The following is a 19,480-nucleotide window of genomic DNA, read 5'->3' as shown; positions in this document are numbered from 1 at the left end:
GGTCCCCCTCCGACTACGCCCCCACGGTGCCGTCGACTCCCTCGCGGAGGAGGTCAGCGTGGCCGTTGTGCCGTCCGTACTCCAGCAACACGTGCACCATGACCATCCTCAGGCTCACGTCCTCCTCCCACCTGGGCTGATAACCGGCCAGGTCCAGCGACTCGGCGGCGGCCTCGATCCGCCGGGACGCGGCGACCTCGGCCTCCCACGCGGTGAACGCCTCGGCCCGGTTCGAGGCGCTCGCGTCGTACGCCGCCTGGAAGTCGACCTTGTCGGACCACACCATCGGGGCGTCGTGGTCCTCGAACACCCGGCGGAACCAGGCGCGTTCGACCTCGGCCAGGTGGCGCACCAGGGCCAGCAGCGAGAGCGTCGACGGCGGCATCGACCGCTGCCGCAACTCCTCGTCCCCGAGCCCCTGGCACTTCATCGCCAGGGTGGCCCGGTGGAACTCCAGGAACGCCCGGAGCATCTCGCGCTCCGTTCCGAAGTTCGGCGGCCCGACGCGTACGTCCTCGATCTCGCTGGTCATGGGCCGAGCTTAACGGGATCGTCGCGGCCGGCCGCCGGCGATGGCCGGTCAGTGGCCCGGTGCGAAGGCGGTGGCGCGGGCGCGGTCCTGCCACCGCTCGACCTGGCCGCGGACGTCGTCGAGGTGGCCGAGCACCGCGTCCACGCCGTCGGCGCCGAGCGGCAGATGCAGCGGCGTCTCGTCGGCGTCCAGCGCCTCGATGATCAGGGCGGCGGCCTTCGCCGGGTCGCCGGGCTGGTCGCCGTCACCGCCCGCGACCATCTTCCGGGTGGTGCCCACCGTCCCCTCGTAGTCCGGCAGTTCGGCCCCGCTCGCGGTGCCGTTGCCCATCAGGGAGGTGCGGAAGGCGCCCGGCTCCACGATCAACGTCCTGATGCCGAGCGGCGCCACCTCGTCGCGCAGCGCCTCCGTCATCCCCTCCAGCGCGAACTTGGTGCCGCTGTAGGCCGAGAAGCCGGCGAAGGACATCTGCCCGCCCATGCTGCTCATCTGCACGATCGCCCCGGAGCGCCGCTCGCGCATGCCGGGCAGCACCGCCCGTACCAGCGCGGCCGGCCCGAAGACGTGCACGTCGAACAGCGACCGCAGGTCGCCGTCGGTGTCCTCCTCCATGGCGCCGACATGGGTCCGGCCCGCGTTGTTGACCAGGACGTCGATCCGCCCGTGGCGGGCGAGGACGTCGCGCACGGCCGCGTCGATGGACGCGATGTCGGTCACGTCCAGGACCAGCGCCTCGACCTGATCGGGGTGCGCGGCCACCAGGTCGTCCAGCGTGCCCGCCCGCCGGGCGGCCCCCACCACCACGTCGCCCGCGGCGACCGCGGCCAGCGTGATCGCCCGCCCGAAACCGCTGTTCGCACCCGTGACCAGCCAGACCCTGCTCATGATGTTCTCCCGTCGTGTCGGTGCGGCTGCTGCCGCCACGGCTCCCCTGCCGGTGCGGCCCCGCCGTCGCGGCCGGGTGGACCGGCCGCCGTGAACAACTCTGCGGGCGGACCCTGTTGCCCGTCCAAGACCTGCGGTGATAACCGTTGGCCATGGACGTCCACGGTCGGGACCTGCGCTACTTCGTCGCGGTCGCCGAGGAGTTGCACTTCACCCGTGCCGCCGAGCGGCTGTTCGTCTCCCAGCCCGCGCTGAGCAAGCAGGTCCGGGCGCTGGAACGGCAGTTGGGGGCGGACCTGTTCGTGCGCGACCGGCACGGCGTGGCCCTCACCCCGGCCGGCGAGGCACTGCTGCCCTACGCCCGCGAGGTCCTCGACGGCTGGGAGCGGGGGTGGCAGGCCGTCGAGCGGGCGAAGGCGGCGCAGCGCAGCACCCTGGTGGTCGGGATGAGCACCAGCCCGGGGCGCGGCGGCCTGCTGCCCGCGATCCGCTCCCGCTTCTCCGCCGCCTGCCCGGGCGCGGAACTGCGGCTGCGCCAGGTGTCCTGGCAGGACCCGACCGCCGGGCTCGCCGACGGCGGCAGCGACGTGGCCTTCGTCTGGCTGCCGCTGCCGGACCAGCAGCGCTACGACCACCTGGTGGTCGCCGAGGAGCCCCGGCTGGTCGCCTTCCCCGACGGGCACCGGCTGGCCGCGGACGACTCCCCCGTCGACTTCGCCGACCTGCTGGACGAGCCCTTCCTCGCCCTCCCGGCCGCGGCCGGTCCGCTGCGCGACTACTGGCTGGCCACCGACGTGCGGGCCGGCCGCCCGCCGCGGATCGGTGCGGAGGTGGCCAGCACCGAGGAGACGTACGAGGCCCTGTGCGCGGGCCTCGGGGTGGTGCTCCTCGCCGCCGGCAACGCGCCACTGATCAGCCTCGGCGGCGTCGCCACCCGCACGGTGCGCGGCATCACCCCCAGCCGCTTCGCCCTGGCCTGGCCGCGCACCGCGGCGGGGCCGCTGATCCGCGCCTACGCGGCGGCCTGCCGGCAGGCCGCCGGAGCGCGCGTTGTGCCGGCCGGGCCCGGTGCGCCATGATCCGGCGGTGGACCAACGGACGCATACCTGCCTGTGCTTCTGCCTGCGCGACGGTGCCGGCGACCGCCGTGAAGTGCTGCTCGGGCGCAAGAAGAGAGGGCTCGGCGCGGGAAAGCTGGTCGGGCTCGGCGGACACGTCGAGCCCAGGGAGAGCGCCGAGGAGGCCGCGGTCCGCGAGGTCGCCGAGGAGTCCGGGCTGGTGGTCGACCCGGCGGACCTGCGGCCCGCCGCCGTCGTCGACTGGCGTTTCCCGGCCCGCCCGGCCTGGGACATGTGGGTGACCGCCTTCACCGTGCCCCTCGTGCGCGGCGAGCCCCGCGAGACCGAGGAGATCGCGCCCCTGTGGGTCCCGGTCGACGCCGTCCCCTTCGACGCCATGTGGGACGACGCCCGCCACTGGCTGCCCGGCGTCCTCGCCGGCCGGACCCTCCGGGCGGAGATCGTCTTCGCCGACGACAACGAGAGGGTCGCCTCGTCCACGGTCCGCATGACGCCCTGATCCTCCAGGGTGCCGGGTGCCGCTCAGCCGGCGGACAGCGGAACCCCGGCGGGTTCCGGCCCGGCCAGGGCGTTGCGCCGCTCCGGCATCGACAGCGTGGTCATCCGGCGCCAGCCGTGCAGGCGCTCGTAGAGGTACGTGAGGTGGATGCCGAACCGCAGCATGGCCGCGGTCGCCGGGGACCACCGCAGGATGCGGCCCATCCGGGCCATCACTCCGAGGCTCACATCGCGGTGCACGCGGATCTCGGCGTGCGCGCACTCGCGCAGCGCGCGGTGGATCGCCCGGCCGTGGCCGGCGGCGGCCAGCCGCAGCAACTCCTCGTGGCAGTAGGCGAGGTGGTTGTCCTCGTCGTTCGAGATCGCCCGGATCGCGCGGCCGATCTCCGGGTGGTCCGAGAAGTGCTTGAGCAGGAGCGCCATCTGCTCCGACGCGCGCTGCTCGGTGACCCTGCTGTGCGCGAGGTAGACCACGATGTCCTGCTCGGTCAGCGGCTGGTTCTGCCGCAGCCGGGTGTGGGCGAGCCCGATGCCGGCCCGCTCCAGCAGCATCGTGTAGTCGGTGTCGGCGGGCACCGGCACCGGTTCGAGCCCGCGCTTGCGCAGCAGCGCGTTGAAGATCCGGCCGTGCTTGTCCTCGTCCGCGCCGTGCCGGGCGATCTTCGGCGCCAGCGCCCGCTGCGAAGGGGGCACGAGCGCGGCGATCCGGCCGTTCTCCCAACCGCCCTGTGCCTCACCGCTGGCCGCGATGGAGCAGAAAAGGCGGTACGCATCGTCGTCGTCCAGGATCGAGGTGAACAGTCCGCGCACCGACAGCATCCCCGTGCTCCCTTCGCCCACCGGCAGGTATCACCCAGCAGTCAAAGCGGGCACCGACCGCCCCGCAACCAGGGTCGTCCACCCGGGCGACACGGCGGTCAGAAGACGCGGATCGCGGTCCCGGCCGGAGCGGCCAGCAGCTCGCTGATCTCGTCGTCCAGCCGGACCAGCGTCAGGGACGCCCCGGCCATGTCGAGCGAGGTGCAGTACTCGCCGACGTAGGAGCGGGCGATCTCGATGCCGCGTTCGGCGAGCTGGCGGTGGGCGAGGCCGTAGACGAGGTAGAGCTCGCCGACGGGGGTGCCGCCGAGGCCGTTGACCATGAGGGCCACGGAGTCGCCGGAGGCGTAGGGCAGGTCGTCCACGACGGCGGTGAGCATCTCGCGCACGTGCTCCCGCGCGGGCTGCAGCTTCTCGCGGCTGCGGCCGGGCTCGCCGTGGATGCCGACGCCCATCTCGACCTCGTCGCCGGGCAGGTCGAACAGCGGCGAGCCCTTCGCGGGCGGGGTGCAGGCGGTCAGCGCCATGCCCATGCTGCGGGTCACGGAGTTGACCTTCTCGCCGATCCGGACCAGCTCGTCCAGGTCGGCGCCGCGTTCGGCGGCGGCGCCGACCGCCTTCAGCACGAAGAAGTTCCCGGCCACCCCGCGCCGCCCGACGGTGTACGTCGAGTCCTGTACGGACACGTCGTCGTCGATGAACAGGGTGCGGGCCGTGACGCCGTCCGCCTCGGCCAGTTCCTGGGCCATCTCGAACGCCATCCGGTCGCCCGTGTAGTTGTTCACCAGCAGCAGCACGCCCTTGGGCGACGCGACCAGCTTCACCGTCTCGTAGACGAAGTCGGCCGGTGGCGCCGAGAAGACGTCGCCGGGGCAGGCCGCGTCCAGCATGCCGGGGCCGACGCTCATCACGTGGGCGGGCTCGTGGCCCGAGCCGGAGCCCTGCACGAGGGAGACCTTGTCCGCGCGGGGCGCGTCGGCCCGCATGATCAGGTTGTACTCGGGCACGTAGCGCAGCGTGTCGGGGTTGGCGAGGGCCAGGCCCTGAAGCATCTCCGCGACGTAGTCCTTCGGGTCGTTGACGAACTTCTTCATGAGATCGCTCCGGTGTCGTATGCGCCGTGCGGGCGGTCCACCCGTACGGTCGCTGCGGATCGTCGCCCGCCGGGTATCAGCGGCCGGCGGGCCAGTCGGCGGCGATGCGCTCGGCCATCACCGCGACCGCCACCGCGCCGGGGTCGGGCGAGCCGATGCTGCGTTCGCCGGTGTAGCTCTGGCGGCCGCGCATGGCCTGCATCGGCGTGGTCGCGTCGGCGGCGGCGCGGGCGGAGGACGCGGCGAGCGCAGCCAGCCCGGCCGGGTCGCCGGACCGGCCGGCGTCCTGCAGGGCGCCCTCCAGGGCGTCGGTCATCGGGACCAGCGCGTCCAGCAGGGTCTTGTCCCCCACGTCGGACTTGCCGCGCACCTTGATGCCCTCGGCGGCCGCGCGCAGCATCGCCACCGCGTCCGCCCCGGTCAGCTCGTCGCGGTCCTTCACGGCGCCGGCGGCCCGCAGGAACGCGGTGCCCCACAGCGGCCCCGAGGTGCCGCCGACCCGCTTGGAGATGATCAGCGCGACCTTCTTCAGGAACTCGGCCGGCGAACTGCGGTCCAGGGAGTCCCAGTCGGCGATGACGATCTCGAAGCCGCGCGCGAGGGAGTACCCGAAGTCCCCGTCGCCCGCGACCGCGTCCAGGTCGCCGAACTCCCGCTCGTTGTCGACCGCGGTCTGCGCCATCGTGCGCACCGCGTACTCCAGGTTGCCCGGTTCCGGCCCCGCGGCGGCGGGCTCGGACGGCGGTGGGGGCGTTGGCGATGACATGACTCTCCTGACGTCGGCGTGGCCGGGACTGCTGCTCCGCGGCACGGACACGGACCGGGACGGCGCTGCCGCCCCGGCGCCCGCGGCCTCAACCCGGTCGGTCCGGCCCGGGACCCCTGGCGGCGGTGAGCAGGAACGAGAGGTCGGCCAGGCGCACGTAGGGTCGCGGGTCCGCGCCGAACGGGTCGTTCAGCACGTGGGTGACCGTCGCGTCCGGACCCGTGTCGCCGAGCGAGCCGACCACGAGGGCGGCGCCGGTGAAGTCCTCCTCGCCGGTGTACGCGCTGGTGGTCACCACGCAGGTCAGCCCGGCGCCGACCGCGGCCAGCAGCCCGTTGTGGCTGTCCTCGACGACCAGCACCTCCAGCGGGTCGACACCGAGTCGGGTCACCGCGTACTCGTAGATGTCCGGCGCGGGCTTCTTGCTCGGCACCACGTCTCCGGCGAACACGCTGAAGTGCGGGGTGAGTTCGGGGCCGGCGGCAAGTTCGAGCACGCTGCGCACGGACGGTTCGGCGGAGGTGGAGGCGACCGCCAGCGGCCAGCCCGCAGCGTGTGCCTCCTCGGCGAGCCGCCGTACCCCGGGACGGGGCGGGATGCTGCCGCCGGCGATGATGCCGGTGTAGATCTCGGTCTTGCGCCGGTGCCAGCGGGCCACTTCGGCGTCGAGCGCGGCCTGGTCGGAGGGCAGTCCGGCCCGCGCGAGGAACTCCGGGGTCAGCAGGGTCTTCATCCGCTCCTTGCCGCCGCCGACCTTGACCTTGCGCGCGTACTCCTCGTCGGTCCAGCGGACGGGCAGCCCGAACTCCTCGAACGTCCGGTTGAACGCGGGCAGATGACCGTAGCGCTCGGTGTCGGCCAGGACGCCGTCGCAGTCGAAGACGAGGGCGGGCACCGCACTCACCCGGCCCGGCCGGCGCTGCCGAACAGCGTCATCAACGAACCTGCCAGCTCCACCACGTCCTGGCGCTGGGCCCGGAACAGCGACGGCGGATCCCACTTCTGCCGCTCGGCGGCCTGCTGGAGGAAGACCAGACCGGACTTCATGAAGGTCTCCTTGAGCGCGGTGGAGATGTTGACCTTGGCGCAGCCGCGGCCGATCAGGTCGTGGAACTGCTCGTCGGACAGGCCGCTCCCGCCGTGCAGCGCGATCGGGATCGGGTAGGCGGCGATGATGTCGGAGACCCGCTGGAAGTCCAGCACCGGCAACTGCCGGTAGGAGCCGTGGGCGTTGCCGATCGCGGGGGCGAAGACGTCGACCCCGGTGGTGCGCAGGAAGTCCAGCGCGACCGCGAGATCCTGCTGCTCGGCGGCCTTGTCGCTGCCGATGCCGTCCTCGACACCGGTGATGGACTCGATCTCCCCCTCGACGTGCGCACCGTAACGGCGGGCCTCGGCGACGACCTCGACGGTCTGCCGGGTGTTCTCCTCGACCGGCATCCTCGAGGCGTCGAAGAGCACCGAGTTCCATCCCACCCGCAGGCACTCGCTGATCACCTCGCGCTCCGGGCAGTGGTCGAGGTGGAGGGTGACCGGCACCTCGATGCCCGCGGTCATCGACGTCCACATCGCGTACAGCACCTCGCTGCCGACGGACTTCACCGTCTTCACGGAGGTCTGCACGATCAGCGGCGACGAGCGCTCCACGGCCGCGGCCAGCACGGCTTCCAGGGTGAGGTCGTTGACGATGTTGATGGCCGGCACGCCGTAGCGCCGTTCGAACGCGTCGGCCAGGATGTCGGCCAGAGGTACGACGGGCACGGGTGCCTCCAGAACTCGGATCTCCCTCCGTTCCATTGCACGCCTGACCGTCCGTGCTCGCCACTCAGGAGCCGGCAGCACCCTTCTGACCTGCGTCCTTTGACCTTCTCGGCACGCTCGCGGGCGGCGGCACCGCGTGTGCGCGGTGCCGCCGCCCGGCTGCCGGGTCCGCCCTGCTACCAGGTGTCGTTCAGCGTTCCGGCGCCGCTGCCGGTGCTCGCGGTGTGGTTGTCGCCCGGCTCCCATGTCACGTTCCCGGACCCGTCCTTGAGGACGTACTTGTACGCGAAGGAGGTGCTCGCCGGGAGGTTCGGGGTGCCGGTCCAGTGCGTGCCGTCGGTGGAGGCGAGCGGGATGCCCTGGGCGGGGTCCCAGTTCGCCAGTTCCGGGATGGAGCCGACCAGGTAGACGCTCTGCCCGGCGGGCGCGGTCGCGGACACCTGGAAGGTCTCCGCGACGGTGCCGGACGGCGGGCCGGCCGAGGTGCCGGTCCCGTACAGGGCGACGGAGTCGTGCGCGGGCAGCGTCACCGTGGCGGTGCCGTTGCTGCCGACGGTGACGGTCGACCCGGTGCAGCCGCCGGAGGAGGTGGGGTCGCCGTGGATGACGTCGCAGTAGGTGCCGGCGGCCAGGCCGGTGGTGAAGGTGGTGGTCACCGCGTCGGCGCTGTTGTTGATGCCGATCCACGCCGCGTTCCCGCGGCTGAACGCGATCGCGTTGTTCCCGTTGTCCCACCAGTTGGCGACCTGCTGGCCCTGCGCCGCGTTGTGCCAGCCGACCATGTTCGCGACGCCCTGCCCCCGGTCGGTGCACACCCATGCCGGGGACGCGCAGTCGGTGCCGGTGACGTAGCCGTTGCCGTCGGCGGGCGGCGAGTCGTCGGAGCCGTTGAACGCGAAGCCCGAGTACACCGTGGGGGCGCCGTAGCCCCAGGCGAGCATGAACTCGGTGGCCAGCGTGTACTGCGAGCCGTCCTTGTAGTTCAGGGTGCTGCCGTTGCGCTCGGTGTCGTGGTTGGTGACCATCGCGCCGTCCTTGTCGGACGGCTCCAGGCCCCAACTCTGCCCGAACGTCCTGAGGTTGGCGATGTTCCCCTGGAACTGCGACTTCATCGCGTTGGCGTAGTCGAAGCCGATCACGCTGCCGTTGGACTCGAAGGCGCCGGGCGCGAGGTTGCCGCTGCCGCCGAGCGCGACCTCCTGGAGGACGTACGGCCGCGCGCCCCAGGCGGTGTCGGGCAGCCGGGACTCGATGTTCGCCATGTCGGACTGGTTGATGTGCTTGGCGGAGTCGATCCGGAAGCCGTCCACGCCGTAGCCGATCAGCTTGCCGAGGTACCCGGCGATCTTGCCGCGCACGTCGTCGGTCTCGGTGTAGAGGTCGGCGAGGCCCTCCAGATCGCACTCCTGGACCTGGGTCTGGCTGTTCCAGTCGTCGATGGCCATGTCGGAGTTGGGGCAGTTGGCCGGTGAGGTGTGGAAGTCCGAGGAATCGTAGGGGACTTGGCCGTAGGACTTCGCACCGACGTCGAAGCCGTCGCCGCCGTAGGAGTCGGTGCTGGACTGGTCGGTGCCGGACATGTGGTTGATCACCGCGTCGGCGTAGACCTTGACGCCCGCGGCATGGCAGGTGGTGACCATCGACCGGAACTGCGCCTCGGTACCCATCCGGCTGTTCAGGTCGTAGCCGACGGGCTGGTAGATCTCCCACCATGGGTGCGCGCCGGACAGCCGGATCGAGTCCTGCGGCGGGGAGACGAGGACCGATCCGTAGCCCTTGGGGCCGAGTTGGTCGGTGCACTCGCTCGCGACCGACGACCAGTTCCACATGAAGAGGTTGGCGGTCACGTCGCTGCCGTTGCCGCCGCTCGCGGCGGCCGTCACGGGGGCGGGGGCGGCGTGCGCGGTGGCCTGCGCGGCGGCGAGCGGCACGACGGTGCCGGCCAGAAGCGCCGCGGCGGCAAGCAGGGCCTTGCGGCGGTGGCCCGGTTGGCCCTCCCGCCGGGAACGGGGCGCGGACTGCGGCGCGGACGGGGGCGTGGCGCGGTGGGGGGGATCGGCGCGGTCAGGTGAGCGAAGCATGGGTGGCTCCCGCTGATGGTGGAGGACGGCGGCATGCGTACGCGGCCACCCGGCTCCGACGCGCCTCGGACGGGCGGCCCGGGACCGCCCGTGGGCCCCGGAGCCAATCGCCGTGGCGGACACGGCGGTTGAACGCGAGGTAGACCATGCTCCGACCCGGAGGTCCCGTCAAGACGTACTGCAACGCCTTTCCGGATATTGCAGAAAGATTGCGCAGCCGGATCGGGGCGGCTCGGGCGGCCGGAAGCGGATCGGAAGCGGCACGCGGCTGCCGGCGGAAGCGGAAGCGGTGGTGCGATCGGTGTGGACGGCCCGGCGGCACCGGGGCGACGCGCGAACGCGTGATGGGGATGCTCGATGGGCAGAGGGCGACCGCCCGGCACGAGGGGCGCGGCGGCAGGCAGGGGTGCGCGGCCCGCGGGGGCAGGGGGTGTGCGGGGCGCGGCCGCGGGCGGGGTCGGGGGCCGGGGCCGGGCCGGCCCGGGTCCGCGCGGCTCAGCCGGAGTCGCGCGGGCCGGCCGCGCCGGGCAGGGGGGTCCGGACCGACGCCGCGGGCGCCGGGCCGTCCAGGTTCCGCAGGCACTTCTCGACCGCGGCCAGGTCGATGGCCGCCAGCTCGCCCGGCATGATCACGATGCGCAGCTCGCGGGCCACGGCCGGGTCGCGGCGGCAGCAGTCCGCGAACGTCTCGATGACCAGGGTGGCGAGCTGGGCCCGGTCGAGGGCGACCACCCGGGCCAGACCCGCGCCGATCAGCGGAACGGCCACCGGCTTGAACAGCCCGTGCCTGGCCACCTGCGGCCACAGCCGCTCCAGGGCGAGCCGGAGGTCCGCGGGGTCGGCACGGGCCACCAGGTCGTTGCCGAGACGGGAGTAGGCGGTCGCGAAGACCCGCCGCCCGTCGACCGGCAGCACCACGGTGGTGCCGATCGGGTAGCGGGTGCGCCGGCCGCGCGGCTTGTCCCGGGCGGTCTCGGTGCCGACCGGGATGTGCGCCCGCAGCCCGAGCCGGAGCCGGTCGTCCAGGAGGCGGCGCTGCCCGCCGAAGACCCGCTCCACCAGCTGCGCCTGCACGCTCTCCCGGCTGATCACCACGTCCTGCTCGGTGGACGTGTCGAAGGTGTCGGTGAACCCGACCACGAGGTTGGCGTCGAGCTGGTCGAAGAGGTCGCCGCGCACCAGCACGACGTCGGCGTTCCGCCCGGGGACCCGGTGCCGCAGCAGCTCCCCGCCGTGCCGCTCCCGCAACCGCTCACGGAGCAGGGCGAGTCGGGCCGCCGCCGGCCCGTCGTCCGGCCGCTCCCGGGCGATCCGCTCGGCCACCGGGAGGGCCAGGTCGGGCCGGCCGAGGTCGGACTGGCTGCGGATGAACGCCTCGCGGGCGGCGTCGCGCAGGCCGTCCAGCCGCCGGGTCATCGGGGCGGCGAACGGCTCGCCGTCGGCCTCGGCGAGCGGCCGGCCGCGCAGCATCCCGAGGGCGTCGGCGAGGCCGCGCGCCGCGGTCGCCGGAGCCGCGTGCAGGGCGCCGTTGACCAGCTCGGTGAACTCCGCGCTGTCCAACTCCTCGGCCCGCAACACGAGTCGATAGGCGCTCTCCGGCCCGCGGGCGGTGAGCAGTTGGACGGTGCGCAGCACGCGGGCGCCGTCGCCGGTCCGGTCCGGATCGAACGTGCGGCGCAACTCCAGGACGCGCTTCTGCACCTCGTTGCGATCGCGCTGCGCCTGGCCGGGGAGTTCGGCGGTCATCCCCCACACCTCGCGGCGCAGCGTCCGGACCGGCACCGGCTCCCCGTCGGCCGCCACCAGTCGCACCAGCAACCGGGTGGTGAGCGGGGTCAGATGCGCCGGCACGCCGTCGATCTCGAGCCTCACCGGTCCCAGGACGCTCACCCGGATATGCGCCATGCGAATCTCCCGACGCTTCGTCTTTCGCGCCGCGCCGGTTGAGAGCGTTCTTCCGGAAGCGGTGTTCGCAGCATAGCAAAATGCCTTGGAGGGGCCGTGCTTTCGGGAATTTCGCGAAGGGGTGGAACGCCCGGGATCGGGCGTCCTCACGGCAGCCGACCGCTCACCGGCGCACAGCGGCGTATCACGGGCGCATGGGGGCGCGTTACGGGCGCACGGCGGGTCCGCCGGGTGTTCCTGCGCAATACGATGGCGGCATTCGGCGGAATATCCGCGGCCGTCCAGTTCTTCGACCAGCTCTTTCCGCGGGATTTCCCGGACCCGGGCGCGGTGACCCTCGCGTCGGTGGCGCTGGGTGTCGCCTGGGGGGCGGTGCGGGCCCGCACGAAGTCCGTGGTGCGGCAGGAGTTCCGGCACCCGGCGATGACGGTGGTGGTCCAGGCCGGCGACCTGTTCGAGCAGCCCGGCCACCTCGTGGTCGGGTTCAGCGACACCTTCGACACCGCCGAGGGCGGCGGCCTGCTCATCAACGACACCAGCGTGCAGGGGCAGTTGCTGGCCCGCCGCTACGGCGGTGATGTACAGCGCCTGGACGGGGAGTTGAGCACGGCGCTGGCCGCGGTCGCGCCGTCCGCCCGGGAGGCGCCGGAGCGCAAGCCGCTGGGCAAGCTCGACCGGTACCCGGTCGGCACGGTGGCGGTCCTCGGTGCCCGCCCCCGGTTCGTCTTCGCCTCGGCGTACAGCCGGATCGGCAACGACTACGTGGCGAGTTCGAGCGTGGAGGAGTTCTGGTACAGCCTCAACCGGCTGTGGGACGCGGTCCACCGGCACGCGCAGCGGGAGTGCGTGGCCATGCCGCTGATCGGCTCGGGGCTGTCCCGGCTGGACTACCTGGACGAGGAGAGCCTGCTGCGCCTGATCCTGCTCTCGTTCGTGGCGCACTCGCGGGAGCGGGCGATCTGCCGCGAGCTGCGGGTGGTGCTCCGGCCCGCCGATCTGGCGAGGATCAACGTGCCGGAGGTCGAGGCGTTCCTCGCCACCCTCGCGTCAGGGCTCGGCGGCACCTGACGCGGGTCGGGTCGACGTTTCCGTCAGGGCGTGCGGTCGTAGGCGTCCAGGTGCCGGAACGGCCAGGTCTGCCGCCAGTCGGAGCCGGTGTCGTCCACCTCGCAGCCCGCCTGCTTCAGCCGCTGCACGATCTTGCCGAGCGCGGCCTCCGAGCCGTCGAAGCGGATCACGTTGCGGCCGGCGGTGTCGGCGGCCGGCCGCAGCGCGCCCACCTCCACGATCAGGGTGCGCTCGGGGTAGGCCATCAGCACCATGCCGAGTTCGATCAGCACGTTCTGCCGCGGCTGGCCGGTGGGTTCCCTCTCGTACTCCGGCTCGTTCGGCCCGGCCAGTCTCGGGTGGAGGTGGGCCACGTCGTCCGGGGTGAGCAGCACCAGCGCCGCCTGCGCCTGGGACGGGGCGTGCGCGACGACGTCGCCGAGGAAGGGCGACGCCTGGCCGGTCGCCCTGACCAGGTCCTCCCACTCCAGCGGGCGCAGGTCCAGCCGCCGCAGCAGCTCGAACATCTCGCGGCGGACCTGCTCGTCCCGCCCGTACACGACGAAGACCCGGCGGGTCCGGCCCGGCGCGGACGGGCGGCCGCCGCCCGGGCCCGCGTCGGCGCCGGATCCGGCCTCGGGCGCCGGCTGGACGGGCGCCGGCTGCGGGGGAACGGGCGGCGCGGGAACCGGCGGGCCGAGCTGGATCGGGGAGTTCGCCCCGCTCGTCCGGTTGCCGCCGGTCCGGGTGTTCATGGTGTTGCCGCTGCCGGAGTTGTTGTTGTCGTCCCCGTAGTGAACGCGCCTGATGGGACTCATGAATTCACGCTCCGTTGCGGATGGGCGAGTTGGCGCCGGACGTCCGGTTGCCGCCGGTCCGGGTGTTCATGGTGTTGCCGGTGCCGGAGTTGTTGTTGTTGTCGCCGAAGTGCTGCTGCAGAATGTTCAGCTGCTGCGCGTCGTGGTCGGCGAGGTCGACGTTGTGCTCGGCGAGAAACGTGCGGATGATCTGCAGGAGCCGGCGCTCCACGATTCGGGTGTACTTGATCGTGTCCGATTCCTGGAAGAAGTGCGGAAAGTCGCGGCGGGTGGCCATTTCCCGCACGCTGAGCAGCGCACCGCGGTTGACGGTCGTCAACGCGTAGCGGCCGAGCCGGAATTCACTGGTGTCGATCGGCCGGTCCACCTCCACCAGGACCCGGCCGCGCCGCAGCCGCCGGGGCAGCCGCTCGCGCAGCGGGTTGAGCACCAGCCGCGCCAGGTCCGAGGGGGCGCTCCTGACCACGTGCCACGCCACCCGGGCCATCAGCCGGCCGCCCAGCCGCGGCGGCAGCCGGTCGGCGAGGTGGAAGCTCCGGATCAGCGGCGGCAGCACGTAGGTGTAGAACTCCGTGTGCAGCGTGTTGCCCTTGAGGTCGAACCCGACGAACATCGAGACGACCAGCTCCTCGTCCCACGACCCGACGCGCACGCACAGGTACTCGCGGGCCGCGTCGTAGCGCTCGTCCCAGTGCGCGGCCGACGCGTCCGGCGCCGGCTCCCACTCGCGCAGCGGGCGGTCCGTGGTCACCACGGCGGTGGTGTACTTGCGCCGCTCCACGGTGAGCGACTCGATCCGCTCCTGCGGGGGCGCCTCGTCGTGCAGCTCCGCGGTCATCCGGGCCGCGACGTAGCCGGTGATCTTGTCGACGGTGAAGGGTATGACCTCCTTGCGTCGCGGCGCGTCGGTGCCGGCCGCGGTCCCGCCGCCGGACAGGTGCTCCGGCACGTGCTCGGGCACCAGGGCGGCCACGTGCGCGAGCATCCCGGGCGGCATGGCGGCCGGGTCGGCGAAGCCCTCGTCGAGCAGCCCGAGCCGGGCGCCGACCAGCAACTCGGCGTTGGACCAGCGGTGCACCTGCACGCCCGCGCCGACGAACGGGCGGTAGCCGCCGTACAGCACCACCCCGCGGTCGGCGGACTGCTCCGCCGCCACCTTCCGGACCAGGTCGTCGGTGAGGGCCCTGGTCAGCGGGTACCCGCCGTCGAAACCGCCCGTGCCGCCCGTGCCCCCCTTGCCGTCCGCCGGCCGGAGGTACTTCGTCAGCACCCGCAGGGTCGCGATCCGGCGCAGGAACGCCGCGGCCCAGACCAGCCACACCAGCGTCAGCAGGCCGAGGACGACCCCGATGGCGCCGGTGACCATCAGCACCACCAGCAGCACCGTGCCGGCGGCCAGCGCCAGCAGCTGGTCGCGCCGCAGCTTGTGCGCCGCGAGGGCGTGCGCGAGCACCGAGACCGTGTCGTACCCGAAGGCCGGGGCCACCACCCGGAAGCGGTTGCCCATCAGCTCCTTGATCACTGATCTGCGGTAGATCGGGTCGAGATACGTGCCCGCGCTGAGCAGCCGGGTGGCGTTGCTCGTCGCGTGCTCCCGAACCGGCGTGTGCGACATGGGACTTCCTCCGTTGAGACTCATCAGCCGACCTGGATCAGCCGGCCGCCGGTGATGACCGCGCCGGCCACCTGGTAGGTACCGCTGAAGGAGTGCCGGGTGCCGTCCGTCTGGACGGAGTCGACCGTGACCGAGACCTGGCCGCCGGAGACGCTCCCGACGGTGACGGTGTCGGTCCTGGTGTGTGCGAAGCCCTTGACGAAGTCGGCGTAGCTCGCGTCGATGTTCTTGCCGCCCAGGTCCCACGCGTGCTGGTAGTCACCGTTGTTGATGGCGTCGTAGTAGGCGGTGACGACCTCGGCGGGGCCGACGGTGGCGGACGCCGAGGGTGATCCGGAGTCCTCGGGCACGCCCGGGTCCGTGCTCGCCGGGCCGCCGAGGCCGGGATCGGTGCCCGCCGTGTCGGTACCCGTCGGTGTTCCCGCGCCGAAGGGCAGGGTGGGCGCCCCACCGAAGGGGTCGGTCGCCTCGGTGGCCGACGGCTCGGCGGTCGCGGGCTGCCCCTGCGACGTGTCGGAGGTGCCGGAGGTGCCACCGAACGGGGCGCTCACGGGGGCGCCTTGCGAGGTTCCGGAGCCGGACCCGCCCGACCCGGACCCGGCCCACACGCCGAGCACCAGGACGATCAGGAGCGGAATCCCGATCACGACCAGCGCGCGGGTGCGTACCGGCCCGGCGTCGAGGGTCAGGCCCACCGCCCGGTACGGGGGCGGCGCGTTGGGCGGCGGGGGCGGCTGGGGCGCCTCCGGCGGGCGGGGCTGAGCGGGTAAACCGGCGGATGTGCCGAGGTCATTCATGTGCCACTCCATCGCTGATGGACAGCGCCGTCGCGCTCACCGACCTGCTTACACGCCCCAACCCGGCGATGTGGTACGGCTGCTGATTCATCGTCATATTTCAGTAGGCCGCTGACGGCCGAAGCGCGGTGCCCGATCGGCACCGCCGGTGCCCGGTGCGTGGCGAAGCGGAACCGCTTCACCATGCGTCGATGCGACCAGCACGACCGCTTCCGCGGCCAGCGCTCTCCGCTTCCGATCCGCTTCCGATCCGCTTCCGCCGGCACCCGCGCGCCCCACCCGCAGCAGCAACCGCCCCTGTCACCGCGCGCGCCCTCCCCCGGCCCACCGCCGCCCCCGCCCGGGCCCGTCCTCCGGGTGCGTTCTCCGGGTGCGTTCTCCGGTGTTCTCCCCGGGTCCGGCCGCGGGGTGCATCAGCCGGTTACGGGGCCCTCCGGCGCGGTCGCTCGCGGCGGCGCCGCCCGGGACGCACCGCGCCACCTCGGCGGGATTCCCACCGCGCGGGGCGCCGGGGCACGGGTTTCAATGGTGCTATGGGGTCGAGCGGGCCTGGGCGACGAAGAGACGCCGGCGGGCCGGAGGGTCTGGCACGCCGGGCGCGGGGCGATGCTGCGCTGGTGGTGGATGCCCGGTCGACGGTGGTGAGCTGCACCGGACGTGCCGCGGACCTGCTCGGATGCAGCCCGGAGCAACTGCGCGGGCGCAACGTCGTGGAGATGTTCGAGGACCCGCGGACCTGGGCGGTGCTGGCCTCCGGCGCGGTCGGCGGCCGGCAGAACACCGGCGGAGTGGTGCTGCTGCGGCCCGGCGGCGGGACCCTCCACGTGCGGCTGCGGGTGTCGGTCCTCGTGTCGGGCGGCCCGCGCGGCGCGTTCCTGCTCATGCGGATGGCGCAGGGCGGCGCGGAGGAGGCGGTCCGGGCGGAGGAGGGCTCCACCGAGGCGCTGCCCGCCGCGCAGGCGGAGAACGGTCCGCTGAGCCGTCCGCAGGCCCCGGTCGCGGGCGCGAGGGCGCAGGAGCGGGCCGACCTGCTCTACGCGTCGGCCGCGGCGATCGGCGGGTCGCTGGACATCACCCGCAACGCCGAGGACCTGGCGGCGGTGCTCGTCCCCGCCTTCGCCGACCTCGCCTCGGTCGACCTGACCCACGCCGTGCTCCAGGGCGAGGAACCGGCCCCCTTCACCGGTGCGACGCCACTGCGCCGGGTGGCGGTGTCCGCGGTCGGCGCGTGGCCGCAGGACGTCTACCCGCTCGGCGCCACGCTGACGTTCGGCGAGACCACCGGCGAGCAGGTGCGCAGGGGCGCCGCGGGCTTCCTGGCGGACCTCCGCGACGTGCGCGCGATCCTGTCCGAGAACGAGGAGCGCACCCGGCTGCTGCTCCCGGAGGCCGCCACGTCGCTTCTGCTGATGCCGGTGCAGGCGCGCGGCCTGGTGCTGGGCGCCGTGCTGCTCTGGCGCAGCGGGGACCGCCGGCGGTTCGACGAGACCGACGCGAGCCTCGCGGACGAGGTCGCCTCGCGGGCCGCCCTGAGCATCGACAACGCGCGCCGCTACACCAAGGAGCGGCGTACCGCCGAGACCCTGCAACGCAGCCTGCTGCCGCGGGTGGTGGGCGACGGCACAGCTGCGGAGACGTCCGGCGTGTACGTGCCGGGCGGCACCCCTGAAGGCATCGGGGGCAGCTGGTTCGACGTGATCGAGCTGTCCTCCGCCCGCGTCGCCTTCCTCGTGGGCCGGGTGCCCGGGCACGGGCTCGGTGCGACGGCGGCGATGGGACGGCTGCGGGCCGCGGTGGGCACCCTCGCCGACCTCGACCCGGCTCCGGACGAACTCCTCAGCCACCTCGACGACTTGGTCGTGCGGTTCTCCAGCACCGACGACAGCGGCCCCCGGCACGAGGGGATCGAGGGCGCCCTGAGCGGCGCCTGCTGCGTGTACGCGACCTACGACCCGCTCACCGGCCGCTGCCTGATCGCGTCGGCGGGACACCCGGGGCCGGTCCTGGTGCGGGCGTCCACCGCCGGGGCCGGGTCCGCCGGGGAGGTTCGTGAAGGACAGGACCCGGTCGAACGCCCCCCGGCCGGCGGCCTCGTGGCGGAGCAGGTGGAGGTCAACGCGGGCCCGCCGCTGGGCACCGGGAGCGGGCCGTTCGAGATGACCGAACTGCGGTTGGACGCCGGGGACATCCTCACCTTCCACAGCGACGGCCGCCCCCAGCGGAACGACCCGGCGAAGCTGCGCAGGACGGAGGCGGTCCGGAACGCCGCCCGGTCGGCCGCGGCGAGCGGCCGCTCGATGGCGGACACCGGCCGCGAGTTGCTCGGCCTGCTGTCCGAACCGGCCCCCGACCACGACCAGGCGCTGCTGCTGGCCCGCACCCGCGCCCTCCCCGACGACCGCACCGCCGGCTGGACGGTGACCGCCGACCCCGAGGCGGTCGCCGAGGTGCGGTCCGGCGTCACCGCCCAACTCGACGCCTGGGGACTGACCGAGCTGGCGTTCAGCACCGAGCTGATCGTCAGCGAGCTGGTCACCAACGCCATCCGCTACGCCGGCGCGCCCATCGGCGTCCGGCTGATCAGGGACCAGCGGCTGATCTGCGAGGTCTCCGACCCCAGCCAGACCCAGCCGCACCTGCGCCGCGCCCGCCTCACCGACGAGGGCGGCCGCGGCCTGTTCCTGATCGCCCAGCTCACCCACCGCTGGGGCAGCCGCTACAAGCCCGACGGGAAGACCATCTGGACCGAGCAGCTGCTCAACGGCAATTGACACCACGTCAGGTGCGTCGGATGAGAACGGACCGGCCGGCGGGCCGCGCGCGTGGGGGACGCGCCCGCACCTGCCGCACCGATCCGCTCGTCCGCCGTTCGTATCCCGTTCCGCCGTGCTCCGGGGAATCCGGGAGTCAGGCCGGCGCCGTCAGCTGACGGTGGTCGTGGTCAGCACCGGGTTGGGCGAGGGGTAGCAGGCGGTCGGCGCGTTCACCGTGAAGATGCTGGAGGTCACGTTCGCGGTGAAGGTCAGACCGGGGCTGGAGTAGCTGCTGCCGGCGAGTTGGGTCTGCACGGTGGTCCCGGACGCCCCGGCGGTCAGCCCCAGATCGAGGGTGGGCAGGGTGAAGGTGCTGCCGCCGCTGATCGGGCCGGGCACGGTCATCGTGAGGGTGCCGCCGCTCACCGAGACCGACGGCGTACCCGAGCCCAGCCCGGAACCGCCGCTGAGTGTCTCGGTGTTCAGGGTCGCGTTCGCCGGCACCGGGGCGGTGAGCTTCAGCGAGCTGATCGAGTTCACCGTGTTCCCGTTGACCGAGCCGGGGACGGTGATCGCGTCGGGCGCCAGCGTCACGGTGAAGGCGCTGCCGGCGGCGACGGTGGCCGGGGCCGTGCCGTTGACCCCGGCGTCGATGGTGAAGGTCTCCGCGGAGACGATCGGCGGTGTCGCCTGGCACGCCAGGGTGAGCGGGTTGTCGGCGGCCGAGGCCGCCCCGGTGGCCAGGCCGAGCGCGGCCACCGCGCCGAGCAGGGCCATGGGCAGAGCAACTCTGGTTCGCATGAACCTCTCCTGTTCCGGTGCTCCGGCTCCGTGTCAGCCCGGGCCGGGGCTGTGGGGGTGGGGTGCGGGAGTGGTGCAGGTCGATCAGGTACGTAAATCATGTACATGTCATTCCCGACCGCCTACGCCGGAATATCCACCCGCCCGACCCGGCGGTTAAGGGGGCGTTTCGGCCGTTGTCCCACCGGGCGGGCCGCCCAACTCGCCCGCCTGACCTGGCCGTTCACCG

At 73.2% G+C, this 19,480-nt stretch carries 17 protein-coding genes; 4 read left to right on the top strand and 13 right to left on the bottom strand.

The window, feature by feature from the left end:
- Window positions 1-13 precede the first annotated feature (13 nt).
- Complete coding sequence (locus C4U44_RS04535) at window positions 14-532, bottom strand: DinB family protein (RefSeq protein WP_103884303.1); 519 nt, start codon at window positions 530-532, stop codon at window positions 14-16.
- 48 nt (window positions 533-580) lie between these two features.
- On the bottom strand, window positions 581-1,417 hold the full coding sequence (locus C4U44_RS04530; RefSeq protein WP_103884302.1) for an oxidoreductase: 837 nt from the start codon (window positions 1,415-1,417) through the stop codon (window positions 581-583).
- 146 nt (window positions 1,418-1,563) lie between these two features.
- Between C4U44_RS04530 and C4U44_RS04525 the strand changes: the two genes are divergently transcribed.
- Together C4U44_RS04525 and C4U44_RS04520 are read left to right on the top strand one after the other, a co-directional pair.
- Window positions 1,564-2,496: a LysR family transcriptional regulator gene (locus C4U44_RS04525; protein WP_103884301.1), complete on the top strand. Its 933-nt coding sequence runs from the start codon at window positions 1,564-1,566 to the stop codon at window positions 2,494-2,496.
- 7 nt (window positions 2,497-2,503) lie between these two features.
- Window positions 2,504-2,995, top strand: coding sequence for an 8-oxo-dGTP diphosphatase (locus C4U44_RS04520; protein WP_200823140.1), 492 nt, complete (start codon window positions 2,504-2,506; stop codon window positions 2,993-2,995).
- Window positions 2,996-3,018: 23 nt separating this feature from the next.
- Here C4U44_RS04520 and C4U44_RS04515 read toward each other — a convergent pair whose 3' ends face one another.
- From C4U44_RS04515 to C4U44_RS04485, 7 genes are all read right to left on the bottom strand, one after another.
- A complete protein-coding gene (locus C4U44_RS04515) occupies window positions 3,019-3,813 on the bottom strand; it encodes a hypothetical protein (RefSeq protein ID WP_103884300.1) in 795 nt (264 codons plus the stop codon).
- Between the two features lie 98 nt (window positions 3,814-3,911).
- A complete protein-coding gene (gene dhaK / locus C4U44_RS04510) occupies window positions 3,912-4,907 on the bottom strand; it encodes a dihydroxyacetone kinase subunit DhaK (protein ID WP_103884299.1) in 996 nt (331 codons plus the stop codon).
- Between the two features lie 76 nt (window positions 4,908-4,983).
- Window positions 4,984-5,673 (bottom strand): dihydroxyacetone kinase subunit DhaL, encoded by a 690-nt coding sequence (gene dhaL, locus C4U44_RS04505; protein WP_103884298.1) that lies wholly within the window; start codon window positions 5,671-5,673, stop codon window positions 4,984-4,986.
- Between the two features lie 88 nt (window positions 5,674-5,761).
- Complete coding sequence (locus tag C4U44_RS04500) at window positions 5,762-6,568, bottom strand: HAD-IA family hydrolase (RefSeq protein ID WP_103884739.1); 807 nt, start codon at window positions 6,566-6,568, stop codon at window positions 5,762-5,764.
- Window positions 6,569-6,573: 5 nt separating this feature from the next.
- The gene (locus C4U44_RS04495) at window positions 6,574-7,434 is read right to left on the bottom strand and encodes a class II fructose-bisphosphate aldolase (protein WP_103884297.1); all 861 of its coding nucleotides are present in this window, start codon (window positions 7,432-7,434) and stop codon (window positions 6,574-6,576) included.
- 176 nt (window positions 7,435-7,610) lie between these two features.
- Window positions 7,611-9,515, bottom strand: coding sequence for a carbohydrate-binding module family 20 domain-containing protein (locus C4U44_RS04490; RefSeq protein ID WP_103884296.1), 1,905 nt, complete (start codon window positions 9,513-9,515; stop codon window positions 7,611-7,613).
- A 495-nt stretch (window positions 9,516-10,010) separates the two neighbouring features.
- Window positions 10,011-11,420, bottom strand: a complete 1,410-nt coding sequence (locus tag C4U44_RS04485) for a macro domain-containing protein (protein WP_103884295.1) — start codon at window positions 11,418-11,420, stop codon at window positions 10,011-10,013.
- Between the two features lie 231 nt (window positions 11,421-11,651).
- Between C4U44_RS04485 and C4U44_RS04480 the strand changes: the two genes are divergently transcribed.
- Entirely contained in the window at window positions 11,652-12,488 is an 837-nt protein-coding gene (locus tag C4U44_RS04480) for a macro domain-containing protein (protein ID WP_103884294.1), read from the top strand.
- A 23-nt stretch (window positions 12,489-12,511) separates the two neighbouring features.
- On the opposite strand, the gene C4U44_RS04475 is transcribed toward C4U44_RS04480, so the two are convergent.
- The 3 genes from C4U44_RS04475 to C4U44_RS04465 are packed head-to-tail and all read right to left on the bottom strand — an operon-like array spanning window position 12,512 to window position 15,697.
- The gene (locus tag C4U44_RS04475) at window positions 12,512-13,285 is read right to left on the bottom strand and encodes a TIR domain-containing protein (RefSeq protein WP_235031806.1); all 774 of its coding nucleotides are present in this window, start codon (window positions 13,283-13,285) and stop codon (window positions 12,512-12,514) included.
- A gap of 4 nt (window positions 13,286-13,289) precedes the next feature.
- On the bottom strand, window positions 13,290-14,900 hold the full coding sequence (locus C4U44_RS04470; protein WP_103884293.1) for a hypothetical protein: 1,611 nt from the start codon (window positions 14,898-14,900) through the stop codon (window positions 13,290-13,292).
- A gap of 23 nt (window positions 14,901-14,923) precedes the next feature.
- Window positions 14,924-15,697, bottom strand: a complete 774-nt coding sequence (locus tag C4U44_RS04465) for a hypothetical protein (protein ID WP_146088193.1) — start codon at window positions 15,695-15,697, stop codon at window positions 14,924-14,926.
- Between the two features lie 617 nt (window positions 15,698-16,314).
- Between C4U44_RS04465 and C4U44_RS04460 the strand changes: the two genes are divergently transcribed.
- The gene (locus C4U44_RS04460; RefSeq protein WP_160144973.1) at window positions 16,315-18,468 is read left to right on the top strand and encodes an ATP-binding SpoIIE family protein phosphatase; all 2,154 of its coding nucleotides are present in this window, start codon (window positions 16,315-16,317) and stop codon (window positions 18,466-18,468) included.
- 150 nt (window positions 18,469-18,618) lie between these two features.
- Here C4U44_RS04460 and C4U44_RS04455 read toward each other — a convergent pair whose 3' ends face one another.
- Window positions 18,619-19,251, bottom strand: coding sequence for a cyclodehydratase (locus C4U44_RS04455; protein ID WP_103884290.1), 633 nt, complete (start codon window positions 19,249-19,251; stop codon window positions 18,619-18,621).
- Between the last annotated feature and the right edge of the window lie 229 nt (window positions 19,252-19,480).

Origin of the sequence: Actinacidiphila yanglinensis (assembly GCF_900107965.1) — a bacterium.
Classification (GTDB): Bacteria; Actinomycetota; Actinomycetes; order Streptomycetales; family Streptomycetaceae; genus Actinacidiphila; species Actinacidiphila yanglinensis.
This window is presented reverse-complemented; position numbering and strand designations above follow the sequence as displayed.

What these genes read in the sequence shown, in the direction of transcription:
- C4U44_RS04455 (WP_103884290.1), bottom strand. Translation starts at nt 19,251, where the DNA reads ATGCGAACCAGAGTTGCTCTGCCCATGGCCCTGCTCGGCGCGGTGGCC.
- C4U44_RS04515 (WP_103884300.1), bottom strand. Translation starts at nt 3,813, where the DNA reads ATGCTGTCGGTGCGCGGACTGTTCACCTCGATCCTGGACGACGACGAT.
- C4U44_RS04475 (WP_235031806.1), bottom strand. Translation starts at nt 13,285, where the DNA reads ATGAGTCCCATCAGGCGCGTTCACTACGGGGACGACAACAACAACTCC.
- C4U44_RS04530 (WP_103884302.1), bottom strand. Translation starts at nt 1,417, where the DNA reads ATGAGCAGGGTCTGGCTGGTCACGGGTGCGAACAGCGGTTTCGGGCGG.
- C4U44_RS04465 (WP_146088193.1), bottom strand. Translation starts at nt 15,697, where the DNA reads ATGAATGACCTCGGCACATCCGCCGGTTTACCCGCTCAGCCCCGCCCG.
- C4U44_RS04470 (WP_103884293.1), bottom strand. Translation starts at nt 14,900, where the DNA reads ATGTCGCACACGCCGGTTCGGGAGCACGCGACGAGCAACGCCACCCGG.
- C4U44_RS04535 (WP_103884303.1), bottom strand. Translation starts at nt 532, where the DNA reads ATGACCAGCGAGATCGAGGACGTACGCGTCGGGCCGCCGAACTTCGGA.
- C4U44_RS04490 (WP_103884296.1), bottom strand. Translation starts at nt 9,515, where the DNA reads ATGCTTCGCTCACCTGACCGCGCCGATCCCCCCCACCGCGCCACGCCC.
- dhaL (WP_103884298.1), bottom strand. Translation starts at nt 5,673, where the DNA reads ATGTCATCGCCAACGCCCCCACCGCCGTCCGAGCCCGCCGCCGCGGGG.
- C4U44_RS04485 (WP_103884295.1), bottom strand. Translation starts at nt 11,420, where the DNA reads ATGGCGCATATCCGGGTGAGCGTCCTGGGACCGGTGAGGCTCGAGATC.
- dhaK (WP_103884299.1), bottom strand. Translation starts at nt 4,907, where the DNA reads ATGAAGAAGTTCGTCAACGACCCGAAGGACTACGTCGCGGAGATGCTT.